The sequence below is a fragment of the Thiocapsa roseopersicina genome (genome assembly GCF_900106925.1).
GTDB lineage: Bacteria > Pseudomonadota > Gammaproteobacteria > Chromatiales > Chromatiaceae > Thiocapsa > Thiocapsa roseopersicina.
Map to the genome: position 1 here is coordinate 89,489 of NZ_FNNZ01000010.1, position 11,470 is coordinate 100,958.

Annotated in this window: 11 protein-coding genes; 3 read left to right on the forward strand and 8 right to left on the reverse strand. The window is 66.0% G+C overall.

The features are described 5' to 3' along the window. Positions 1 to 35: 35 nt before the first annotated feature. Together BLV04_RS12075 and BLV04_RS12080 are read right to left on the reverse strand one after the other, a co-directional pair. Positions 36 to 992: a DUF6384 family protein gene (locus BLV04_RS12075; protein WP_175534609.1), complete on the reverse strand. Its 957-nt coding sequence runs from the start codon at positions 990 to 992 to the stop codon at positions 36 to 38. Further along, positions 989 to 2,194 carry a cell surface protein gene (locus BLV04_RS12080; protein WP_093032124.1) on the reverse strand — a complete coding sequence of 402 codons (1,206 nt, stop codon included), beginning with the start codon at positions 2,192 to 2,194 and terminating at the stop codon, positions 989 to 991. The genes BLV04_RS12075 and BLV04_RS12080 overlap by 4 nt, the downstream gene beginning before the upstream one ends. 159 nt (positions 2,195 to 2,353) lie before the next feature. Between BLV04_RS12080 and lysM the strand changes: the two genes are divergently transcribed. After that, on the forward strand, positions 2,354 to 2,791 hold the full coding sequence (lysM, locus tag BLV04_RS12085; protein ID WP_093032127.1) for a peptidoglycan-binding protein LysM: 438 nt from the start codon (positions 2,354 to 2,356) through the stop codon (positions 2,789 to 2,791). A gap of 330 nt (positions 2,792 to 3,121) precedes the next feature. Here the strand turns inward: lysM and BLV04_RS12090 are convergent, their stop codons facing one another. From BLV04_RS12090 to BLV04_RS12110, 5 genes are all read right to left on the reverse strand, one after another. Beyond that, positions 3,122 to 3,442, reverse strand: a complete 321-nt coding sequence (locus BLV04_RS12090) for a heme biosynthesis HemY N-terminal domain-containing protein (RefSeq protein ID WP_093032130.1) — start codon at positions 3,440 to 3,442, stop codon at positions 3,122 to 3,124. Between the two features lie 19 nt (positions 3,443 to 3,461). Beyond that, positions 3,462 to 5,231 (reverse strand): Hsp70 family protein, encoded by a 1,770-nt coding sequence (locus tag BLV04_RS12095; protein WP_093032133.1) that lies wholly within the window; start codon positions 5,229 to 5,231, stop codon positions 3,462 to 3,464. Next, positions 5,228 to 5,905 carry a nucleotide exchange factor GrpE gene (locus tag BLV04_RS12100; protein WP_093032136.1) on the reverse strand — a complete coding sequence of 226 codons (678 nt, stop codon included), beginning with the start codon at positions 5,903 to 5,905 and terminating at the stop codon, positions 5,228 to 5,230. Before BLV04_RS12100 ends, BLV04_RS12095 begins: the two co-directional genes overlap by 4 nt. Before the next feature lie 3 nt (positions 5,906 to 5,908). Then, positions 5,909 to 6,202: a molecular chaperone DnaJ gene (locus tag BLV04_RS12105; RefSeq protein ID WP_093032139.1), complete on the reverse strand. Its 294-nt coding sequence runs from the start codon at positions 6,200 to 6,202 to the stop codon at positions 5,909 to 5,911. A gap of 151 nt (positions 6,203 to 6,353) precedes the next feature. Further along, on the reverse strand, positions 6,354 to 8,975 hold the full coding sequence (locus tag BLV04_RS12110; RefSeq protein ID WP_093032142.1) for a tetratricopeptide repeat protein: 2,622 nt from the start codon (positions 8,973 to 8,975) through the stop codon (positions 6,354 to 6,356). Positions 8,976 to 9,143: 168 nt separating this feature from the next. Between BLV04_RS12110 and BLV04_RS12115 the strand changes: the two genes are divergently transcribed. Continuing rightward, entirely contained in the window at positions 9,144 to 9,890 is a 747-nt protein-coding gene (locus BLV04_RS12115; protein ID WP_093032145.1) for a lipid-binding SYLF domain-containing protein, read from the forward strand. A gap of 216 nt (positions 9,891 to 10,106) precedes the next feature. Beyond that, positions 10,107 to 10,568 carry a PAS domain-containing protein gene (locus BLV04_RS12120; RefSeq protein ID WP_093032148.1) on the forward strand — a complete coding sequence of 154 codons (462 nt, stop codon included), beginning with the start codon at positions 10,107 to 10,109 and terminating at the stop codon, positions 10,566 to 10,568. A gap of 72 nt (positions 10,569 to 10,640) precedes the next feature. Here the strand turns inward: BLV04_RS12120 and BLV04_RS12125 are convergent, their stop codons facing one another. Further along, positions 10,641 to 11,438 carry a Uma2 family endonuclease gene (locus BLV04_RS12125; protein ID WP_093032151.1) on the reverse strand — a complete coding sequence of 266 codons (798 nt, stop codon included), beginning with the start codon at positions 11,436 to 11,438 and terminating at the stop codon, positions 10,641 to 10,643. Between the last annotated feature and the right edge of the window lie 32 nt (positions 11,439 to 11,470).

Below are 11,470 nucleotides of genomic sequence, written 5' to 3' on the forward strand. Positions count from 1 at the left end.
ATCGCGGCGTGCTCGATCGATCGCGGGACCGGGAGTTACCATTTTGTGATGGCTCCGCCGGTCGTGCGCATGTCGTAACGCGGAACCAGCTCGCCGCGCGCCTTGTAGCCGAAGCGGTCGCGCTCGATGATGCCGTCGTCCCGCTTGTCGCGCGCCACCGCGTTGAAGGTCTCTTCGTCCACGCGAAGGCCCCAGATGGCAACGGTCTCCGTCTGGCGGGTCTCTTCGTTGAGGATCGGTACGCGGAGCACTCGCCCGGTCGGATCCACGGCCTCGACCAGGATGTAATAGTTGCGTGCCCCGCTGTTGACATCCGGGATGCGCCAGACACCGCTCCGCTCGCCCGGTCGGTTGACGATGCGCAGGCTGTACTCCTGCCCCAAGATCGTCCGGGCCGTCTCCAGCTCGCGCAGCGCAAGGCGTGCGCCTTCGGTGTCGTCGTTGCGCAGCGCGGACTGACCCGTACGGAGATAGCGCTCCAGAGTCTCGCGCGCTCGGTCGTTTCCGGCCAGCGCGATCGCCTCTGTATGGACGCGCACCAAATCCTCCGGCAAATCGGCATCCGGGGCGACGAAGGAGACATAGTGGATAACGGCGGCGAGGACCATGATGCCCAGGATCCCGCCGACCCACTTTCCCCAGTCGCCGCGGTTGACATAGATGCGGGCAAGCCGGGTCGCGAGCGAGCGCGACGGCGGGGCGTAGGTGAAGCGCCCTTCCTTGAGCGCCGCCACGCCCTGCTCGATCACATGGTCCGGCACATCGATACCCTGAGCCGTGTAGATCTTGCGCAGGCGCTCCTTGAGATCCTCCTCGCGACCGAGGTCGTCGAGCTCGGTCTTCACAAGACGCTCGCGGCGTCGCAGCGTATCCACGACGTCCATCGCGAGCATGACCTCGTCGAGCGGATGCGTGCTGCCGGCAACCGCGGCCTGCGCCGCCGCTGCGCCGACCGGCCGCACGCCGTCGTCGAGGGTGGTCTCGGTGCTCATGCGTCGACCTTGAGCTCGAGACCCTTGCCCTCCTCGGCGAGGCGCGCGAGCTTGCGTTTGCCCTCCTCCACCGCGTCGCGGATCTCCTCGGCGTTGCGGGTGCTTTGGGCACGCATCTCCTCGATGATCTCGTGCGATCGGGTCTGCCAGGTCACCACGGAGTCGACCAGCTTCTTGACCGCATCGGCGCGCACGGTCGGCCCGTAGCCGGCCCGAACCGCCGCTTCCTGGACCTTGCCGCCGATATCGGCCAGGACCTCGAGCGACTGGCTCACGCCCTCCTTCATCGCCTCCACCGTTTGCGTGCCCTCGTGCAGCCCGAACATCCCGGTGAAGGATGCGGTGAGCGCCGTCAGGACCACCTCGTTGGTGCTGAAGAAGCTCACGGCCTGAGCATAGACGCGCTCCTTGGCGTTGGTCGTCTGGAGCAGACGCGCCATGACCACCTCGGAGGTGTTGTAGGAGATGGTCAGGTTGTCCGACAGATCCTTGGCGATCTGATAGCGTTTCTCTTCGAGCTGCAGTGCACGTACCTGCTCGTCGCGGGCCAGCTCGAGGCGGGCGCGCTCGGCGGGCTCGGCGGACGCATTCGCTTCGACCTGCGTCATGGCCTGCGCCAGCGCCGCCTTCGCCGCATCCAGCCGACCCTGCGCCGTCTTAAGGACCTCGAGCGCCAGCACCTCGGACTGCTTCAGGGCGCCGCGGAAGTCTTGATAGGCTTCGAGGATCGAATGCTCGCGCCGAATCTGGTCGTCGGTGGAGGCGGTGACGTCCAGATAGCTTGTCTTGATCTTGTCGAAACGCGCGGCGATGTCGCCGCGCGTGACCTTCATCCAGACGTTGCTCATGCGCTCGAAGGTGTCGAGCTTACCGTCCTCGATCTGATCCACCATCATCTTGGCATCGTCGCGGATGCTGTTGAAGGCGTTGGTGATGTCCTCGTAGCGACTGCCGATCTCCATCGCCTGGACCTGCCGGCGAACCACGTCGTTGAAGAGCGACGCCTGAGACAGCGTCCGCGCGATGGCGGCGACGCGCCCTTCGTCGAGGGTCGAGATCTGGTTCAAAAGCGCGATGATCGGGTCGGCCTGTCGATCGCCCTCGGCCGGGAGCAATCCCAGGTCGTGAAGGCCGTTCATGGCCTTGTCCAGATACTGCATCGGGGTCGCGCTCGCGACGGCAGCGGTCTCTGTCGTGCTCATGGTGTCCTCCGCAAGGCCAGGGCGGATCCGCCGGCCTTGGACTGTGGTGAAGGTCGTCGACAGCGCAGATGCGCAATGAATGGCCGGGCGTCGTTCCGTGTGCTAGTTTTAGCCTTGCCGCGTTCGCGGTCAAGGCGTTACAAACCACCGGAGGACACCATGGGACTCTTCGATTTCGCAAAAGACATCGGCAAGAAGCTCTTCGGCAACGAAGCCGAGGCCAGCGATAAGATCAAGGCGGAGATCGAGCGGGACAACCCCGGGATCAGAGGACTGACCGTGAATTACGACAACGGCGTGGTCTCGCTGACCGGCGAGGCCGAAAGCCCGGAGGCGATGGAGAAGGCCGTGCTCATGGCCGGCAACGTCAAGGGCGTCGCCGAGGTCAAAGCCGACCAGCTGACCGCGCCGCCGCAGACCGCCGAGGTCGACTTCTACGTCATCGAGAAAGGCGACACGCTATCGGCCATCGCCAAGAAGTTCTACGGCGATGCAAACGCCTACCCCCGCATCTTCGAGGCCAACCGGGAGGTCATCAAGGACGCAAACCTGATCTACCCGGGACAAAAGATCCGCATTCCCAAGTCGGCCGGGTAGGATGAAGGCGGCAGGGTAGGCGTGTATGAGCAAGGCGGGCCACTCCCCTCGTCTGCCACGCCGACGGGATCGGTACTTACCAGCCCAGGATAGTCGACTTGCAGTCGACATCTTGCGCTGGCCTGACGGCCAGTAGGTCGACTGCAAGTCGACTATCCCGGGGATCAGCGTCCGGCGCGCTCTCGGACTCACCCCGGAGCGACACAACCGCAATTCACAAGCCTGCGTTCATGATCCTAAATCGCGTCTCCGCCGAGACATCGCCCCGCCCCGCCCCTGCCGCCACTCAAACCACGCTTGCGGGTCGAGCGCTCGCCGATCGCGAGGAGCTTACGCAGCCCCTTCGGTTGATCGAGGCTCAATGCCGCGATGGCGTGTTGCAGCGCCATGATCGGCGGGTATCTCGGAACAGGATTGAGAGCGCGCGAAGGCGAGCAAGAGCGGCACCAGCGGATCACCCGAGAGGGCACGCGCGCGCTCCAGGTACCGCACGGCGCCCGGCGCGTCGCCGTCGGCGAGGCGCCGGATCGCGCGCGCGAGTGCGGCATCGCCGGCTCGATCGGCCGCCTGCAGCAGCTTCAGTTCCAGCCCGCAGCGACGGCACTGATCGGAGCCGTCGAGACGGGCGCGACAATTGGGGCAACGGTCCATACGACTCGCCGCGCCGGACTCAGGATTCCAGATAGAAGATCAGATCGGAGAGCCCGTCCATCGCCTCGTGGATCGCGACATCGTCATGCGCCGCGACCGCATCGCGCAGCGTCTCGATCAGGTTCACCAGGTCTTCGCGGTCCTCCGCATTGGCGGTCTCCATCAGGCGCTCCGCCTTTTCGATCAGGGCCGTGGCCTGAACGCTGTCGCGTCGCTCGGCGCTCGCCGCGACGCTTTCCCCGAGGGTCGCGGACCCATCGCTCGGCTCGGTGTTGAAGTCGCCGTCGATGAGAGCGCCGATGCGTGCGCGTGCGGCGGCCATGGTGTCCTGCTCGAAGCGGGCGGTGGCGTTGTCGATGACGATGCGTTGCTCGAGCCCGGTGCGCTTCTCGCGCGAGGTCACCTTGAGGATGCCGTTCACGTCGAGCGAGAAGGTGGTGACGATGACGTTGCCGGCCGGCGCGTCGCTCAGTCCCTCGATGCGGAAGGCGCCGATCTCGGTATTGTTGAGCGCGTCCGGGTCCTCGCCTTGGTAGACGCGCACGTCGATCGCGGGCTGGCCGTCCTCGATGGTGGAGAAGGCCTCGCTCTTGGTCACCGGGATGGGGGTATTCTTGCGGATCAAGGGGATGTAGACGAAGGGATAGAACTCGCCGTTGAGCTCGCCGAGCGCGCTGGTCCCGAAGGTGTAGGGCGTGACGTCCACCAGCACCCGCGAGACGCGCTGACCGCCGATCACGGCCGCCTGGATGGCCGCACCGCTCGCCACGCACAGATCCGGGTCGACCTCGCTGCGCGGCTGCATCCGCAGCAGCTCTTCGAGACGCTGCGGGATCAAGGGGGTGCGGGTTGCGCCGCCGACCAGCAAGACCTCGCTGAGGTCCTCGATGCCCAAGCCGGCCCCTTCGAGCGCGGTGTGCACGGCGTCCATGGTCTCGTCGATGTAGGGCGCGATCATCGCCTCGTAGTCGTCGCGCGAGAGTTCGAGGGACAGATTGACCGGTTTGCCCTGGTGCTCGAGCAGATATTCCTCGTCGATACGCACGAAGGGGGCATCGCTGAGCGCGATCTTCGCCGTTTCCGCCGCGCGGGTCAGACGTGCCATGGCGACGCGATTCGCATTCGGGTCCGTGCCCTGCTCCTTTAGGTGCGCGACCAGGTGCTCCAGGATCTTCCCATCGAAGTCGTCGCCGCCGAGCTGGTTGTTGCCGTGGCTCGACAGGACCTCGGTGACCTCCTTGGCGAGACGCACGACCGAGACGTCGAAGGTGCCGCCGCCCAGGTCGTAGACCAGGATGGTCTTGGGTTCCTGATGATCGACCTCGTAGGCGAGTGCGGCAGCCGTCGGCTCGTTGATGATGCGCACCACTTCCAGCCCGGCGAGCTCGCCCGCGTCGCGCGTCGCCTGGCGCTGCGCATCGGAGAAGTAGGCCGGGACCGTGATGACCGCCTTGCTCACCGGTTGGCCCAGATCGGACTCGGCGGCACGCTTGAGCCGGCCGAGGATGAGCGCCGAGATCTCCTGCGGGCTGTAGCGTTGTACGCCCATCTCGATGACGGTGTCCTCGCCCATGCGCCGCTTCACCGAGCGGATGGTGCGCTCCGGGGCCAGGATGTATTGATTGCGCGCGCTCTGACCGACCAACAGGGCGCCGTCGTCCGCGATCCCGACCACGGAGGGCAGGATGGGGCTGCCGTCGACCGGGATGAGTCGAACACGACCCTCCTCGACCACCGCGACCTCGGAGTTGGTGGTGCCGAGATCGATGCCGATGATGATGTCGCTCACTGGGGATGGTCCTCGAATTTGTTGACGATGACATCGGCGAGACGCAAGAGCGACTCGCCGCGCCGATAACCGGTACGCAGCTCCGCGAGGACCGTGCCGATCGGCAGGGCGGGATCGCGCCCGACCTCGAGTGCACGCATGATCCGCGGATCGAAGGGCCGCCCGACGGTCTGGATCGGACGCACCTCGCGCCGATCCAGGGTCTCGTCGAGACGGCGCAGATTCATGCTCAAGCCTTGGGTCATCCCCGTGATGAACTCGGCCGCACCGCTGGCGTGCGCAAGCCAATTGGGCCGATAGGCGGCGGCCTGACCGCGGCCGTCCCGCAGGCGGTCGCGCAGCTCGATCAGCTCGAGCAGGATGTCGCGCTCGGCGTTCAGGGCGATATCGCGGGCATCCTGCTGACGCCGGGAAAGCTCGGCTGAAAGATGCTCGTTGGCCTGCCGGAGGCTGTCGAAGAGATCGCGGAACTGCTCGAGCGCGGTCTTGACCTGACGCGACTCGAGCTTGACCTCGTTCTTGAGCGCGGCCAGCTCGGCGAGCAGGGTGAAGAGGTCCGGCGCGTCGGCCTCGTCCGTGTCCTGGAGACCCGCTCCCGAGGCCTCGCGAGGGTCCGGCTCATCCTCAAGATAGGCGCGGAAACGTTCGAGCAACGCCGCCTTTGCGTCATCCATGCGTCAGACCTCGCCGCGCAGCAACGCGGTCAGCGTGGCCCGCTTCGGGCGTCGCGGCTCGCCCACGGGCGCGGCCTTGGCCAGGATGTCCGCGGCGCTCGGCGGGGTCTGATCGAAGAGTGCATAGGCGAGGCGATCGCGACGCGTGCGGATCTTTTCGTAGGCCGCGCGCAGCGCCTCGAAACCGGCCGGATCGCGCTCGGGGGAGGCGCGGCGCAGACCGGCGAGATAGGCCGCTTCGATGGCGGCGTCGTCCGCATCGAAGGGGACGCCGAGGATGAGAAAGGGGTCGGTCATGCGATCAGGGTCCGATGGTTGTTGAACCGCGTCCGGCGGGGCATGCGGTGTCTTTGTCTGGATTCGATCTCGTGCGGGCCCGCGGGTTCGGCGGGGACGCGGTTCAAATGGTCGGGGTTCGGACGTTTCGGGGAGCCCGGCATCGGCCCGCTCAGCGGCGTTTTCGTTTGGCGCGATTGCGTTTACGCGTGCTCGGAGACGGCCCGGTGTCGAAGACGCCCGGATCCGGGAAGGGCAGACCTTTGGTATTGATGTCGGCCGCCAGGGCATTGATCAAATTGTCCAATGCCTCCTTGCCGATCTCACGCTCCATCTCGCGCATCGATTCGCCGACCGGACCCGGCATCTGCATCAAGGCGCGGAAGCCGCTCGGCCCGAGTGTCCGAATCATGTCGGCGAAAAGCGCGATCGACCTCCCGGCCATGTCGCCGTCGTCGAACGCGTCGTCGATGTCGCCGTCCTCGTCCTCGTCATCCCAGTCATCGTCGATGAAGCCGCCTCCGAAGCCACCGCGCGGCGGTCCAGCGAAGGGCAATGAAGGTCCGCTCAGGACCTCGATGAGCCGATGCACGAGACGGGAGTCGCCCTTGTCGCGCGCGCGCTCGAGCGCCTGCTCCAACCGCAGCATTTCGCGCATCGGGATATTCCAGGGCACGACACCGCAGTGACGGGCCTCGAACGCATGGAGCTCGAAGACCGGCTCGCCGCGCCAGCGCTTCAAGGCGGCATCCGCGAAGGCGAGCCGTGCATCGTGCAGCTCGGTGCGGCGCAGGGTTTCGCAGATCGACTCGATTTCGCTTTGATCGAGCTTGAGCCGAGCGACCCGCTTGAGCGGGTCGTTCAGCTGTTGACTGACCTCGTTCGGAAGCTTGGCCCCCGTGTCCAGATGCGCCCGAAGCCGCGAGAAGAAGGCACGCAGGTCCGTCTCGTCGGGCGTCGGTGCCTTGGCGAGTCCGAGCTGTTTCAGCAGCCGGGCGCCGGGGATACCGCAGGCGCCGGCCTCCAGCAAGAGGATGAGGCGTGCGGCCAGGCCATTGCCGAGACTCTCGGCCAGGGCCTGCAAACGTCCTTCGCCCTGCGGATCGAACGCGAGCAGCTCGGCCAAACCGCGCACCAGATCCAAGCGTTCGCGCGTACGCTCGGTGCGACTCCAGTTCTCGGCCAGGGCCAACGCACGCATCGCCAAATCCGGCCGCTGATCGCTCAGGTTCTTGCGCGCGTGAGAAAGATGCGCCTCCACAAGTCGCTCACGCACCCCGCTGTTGATCGGATCCACTGCCAGGATGTCGGCGGCGATGGTCGCGGCCTTCTTGAAGGCCCCGCTTGCGATGGCGGTGTCCATGGCCGCAGTCAGAACCGCCTTGTCGGTCGGCCAGCGGGCTTGGGCGCGCTTGAGGATGTCGCGGGCGTCCTTGAGCGCCTTGCCGCCGCGTAGGTAGTAGGCGATCAGGGTCAAATAGGTGGCTCGGTCGTCGGGGTCGTACTCAAGGCTGAGCTCCAGCTCGGCCGCAATGGCTCCAGGCAAGGAATCCGGGTCGGAGTCGGGCTCCATCCGCTGGAGGATTTGAAAGAGGGTTTCGGCGCGACGATGCATGAGCGCGATCCGCAAAGCGATCTCACTGCCCGGCTCGACACGGAGCTCGGCGGCCTCCAGCGCAAAGTCGGCGTAATCCTGCCAGTAGGTGACGACCTTCCAGGGATCGGAATCCGTCTCGCTTTCCCAGGCATCCAGCAGGTAGCCGTCGATCTTGCGCAGTGGCTTGCCGCCGGCCTCGCTCCACCATTTCGCGCCGGTCTGCGGTTTCGGCAAGAGCAGACGCAGTCCACGCTCGTGAACCCAGGTCTCGCCGAGCACGCGACGATGCCGAAACATCAGACGCAGAAGCTCTTTCGGCTGCGGGGAGTCGCCAAGCGTCTGGATCTCGTTCCAGAGGACCGCACGCTCGGCGGGCCAGCCGCGCAGAGAGAAGGCCAGATCCCGTGTCGCCGGACCGGCCTCGCGGAGCTTGGGCGCCAGCTCGGTCTCCGAGAGCAGCGCCAGGCGTGCGGCATCGCGTAACCGGGCGAAGCCCGAGTTGTCCTCGACGCGGTCCAGGAGCTTGGCCGCCTCGTTGCGCGCCTCCCCGGTCCAGTCGCCGCGATGATCGCGGGCGGCGGGGTCGAGACGACTCAATGCCTTGAGGATCTGAACCAGATCGCGATAGGGCGAGCGGAACGGGATCGCCTTCAGTGCCTGCGCGAGCGCCTGATCGTTGCCGACACAATAAGCGTCGAGCGCCTCCTCGGCGACGGCCGCTTGGACACGGACGGGGTCGTCGGCGGGCAGGGCCTCGGCAATCCCGGCAGTGCCGGCGAGCATCTGGGCCGCCAAGTGGCCGAGCAGCAAGGCTCTGGACTCGGGATCGAACTTCAAGGAGGCGTCGTCCAGCATCGGCATGACCTGAGCGACACGTCCCAGACGGAGCAGACAGACCGCATGGCCCGGATGCACAGGGAGCGTCCCCAGCGCGGCGCGGTTCTCCCACATGACCAGCGCCTCCTTGTGCATACCTTTGGCGCCGAGCTGGCGCGCGCGTCCCTCGTAGGCATCGGCAAGCCCGTCCCGAAGCGCATCCCTGCCCTCGCCCGACGGGGCCTGCTTCAGCAGCTCTTTGAAACCCGCCATCGCCTCGCGAAAGCGCCCGGTCTCCAAATCGGCGCGTGCCGATTCGGGCGTAACCGCGCACGTCTGCTGACGGACCTTGACGGAAGGTCGCTTCTGCTTCTGTACCATGTCGAATCGAATGAGGGGATCGAACGGAGGGGGTGCCGGTCACGGAGTATACATCGGCTTCCCGGCGGCCTTCAGCCTCGGACGAACACCGCGAGAAAGCGGGCAACGACGACACGGCAGACCCGGGTGAGGTACGCATCCTGCGCCCCGAGGGTTATCCTTCGAACCATGCAGACGTCCAAACCCCTGACCAAGCTCCTCGTGATCCTGGCACTCTGTCCGTCTTTCGCCGCCGCCGAAGGTCTCTGGAACGGGCTCAAGGCCAGGGCCGGAAGCGCCTACGAGCGAGGCCGCTCGCTCTCGCTCGACGCACTCGCCACCGGCGCCGACATGGCCGCCAAGGGCATGGATCGGACCCGGCGCGCCACCGAGGATGCCTCAGCATTCATCCTCCGCGAGGGGACACCCGAGGAGCAGCGGGCCTTTGTCGACGCTCTGGCGTTCGGCGCGCTCGATCGCCTCTTCTCGACCGACCCGGAGATCCACGCGCTTTTCGATCGCAGCTTCGGCTGGGCCGCCTTCACCGTTCGCCAGATCGCGGTCGGCGCGACGGCGGGTTACGGGTACGGCCTGGCCATGCGGCGCGACGAGACCGAGCGGATCTACATGAAGATGGCTACCGGCGGGGTCGGATTCAGCTACGGCATGGGCGGTTTCGCCTCCGAGCTGGTCGTGCTCTTCGAGGACGAAGCGGCCTTCACGCGCTTCGTCGTGGAAGGCTTCGAGGTCTCCGCCGAGGCACGGAGCTCGGTCGGGGGCGAGAGCGCCGATGTCGCCAAACCCTTCGGTCGCGGGATCTCCATCTATCGCGTCACCGAGTCCGGCATGCGCCTGGAAGCGACCCTGTTCGGGACGCGATTCTGGCCGGACGAGGCGCTCAACGAATCACTCGACTCGGGATCAAGGCCACCGTGACTCCGTCCTGCAGCGAGCCGCCGACGATGCGACCGGATCCTGCCGCGCCGTTTTCCACGAGGATCGCAAGCGGCTTCTTCGCTGCTCGGCGATCACTCGGATTTCCCGCATCCTGCAATTGCTCCTTCCGACCCGAGCATTCAGTCCGCCCGGTTGCCGCCCGTGCAGAAAGGTTCTAACCTCTGCCGGATACGAACCAACTCCGAAGGGCACGCCATGGATTTCGTCGCCGACAAAGATGCCGATCTGATCCCGTTCGTGTTGTCGCAGATCCTCGACACCTCGATCAACGGCATTACACTCTCGGATCCGGATCAGGAGGACAACCCGATCGTCTACGCCAACGAGGCGTTCGAGCTGATCACGGGTTACAGCCGCGAGGAGATCGTCGGGCACAACTGCCGCATCCTCCAGGGTCAAGACCGCGACCAAGAGGGGTTGGAGAAGGTTCGCGAGGCGATCCGAGAGCACAAGCGGACGACGGTCACGCTGCGCAACTATCGCAAGGACGGGACGCTCTTCTACAACCGATTCTCGATTCGGCCGCTGTACGATCGCCAAGGCAAGCTGATCTATTTCCTCGGCGTCCAGTACGACGTCACCGAGCAGGTTTATGCTCGGGAGGAATTGGAACGGCTCAAAGAGATGCTGCGCGTGGCCGACCGGGAGACCGGTTAGGGCCGCAGCCGCGCCCGCATCGGCGCGTCGTCTCCCGATCACCGAGCGATGACGGGCACCGCTCTAATGCACTTACTCCGACCCGGTGTCCGGGTCGATTCCCAAGGCACGCAATCGCTCGGCCAACCGCTCGGCACGCGCTTGCTCCCTGTCCGCCCGCGCCTCGGCCTGTCGGGCGCGCTCCGCTTCCTGCTCGGCCCGTGCGGCTTCCTGCTCGGCTCGCGCGCTTTCCTGAGCTGCCCGCGCGGACGCATGGACGGCTCGCGCCTGCTCCGCATCGGCCCGTCGCGCCAACTCGATGGAGGTCAAAAACGGCCGTCCGGACGGATCGAACAACTCCAGCGTCTCGGGGGTGACCGCAAAACGCATGCCTAGGCGTGGACTGGTCCAGCCTCGGACATGCGATTGTGCGGCTAGGCGGGACGTACCGTCGTCGGTCCGACGCCGTATCCAGATCTCCAGGCGGTTCCGGTCGGGATCGTAGAGGTAATACTCCTCGACACCATAGTGATCGTAGAAGGCCAGCTTGTCCGCCATCTCCTTGGCGCTGTTGGACGGCGAAAGGATCTCGAAGACCACCTGAGGTGCGATCCCGTCCTCCTCCCACTGCCGGTAGGAGCCGCGCCGCCCTTTCGGACGGCCGAAGGCAACCAGCACGTCCGGGGCGATCGGCCCGGTCTCGCGCCGATCCGGCACCGGATACCAGAGCAGATCGCCGGCGATGAAGACATCCGGGCGGTCGGCGAAGAGGATCTCCAAGTTTTCCTTGATCTTGACGATCCACTCGTACTGCTCGGTGTTGTCCGCCATCGGCTGTCCGTCGCTCTCGGGATAGGGGTCGTCCGGGTCGATATGCAGCAAGGGGTTCATCGGCTTGCTCCGGTTGCGCCTATCAGGCTGGT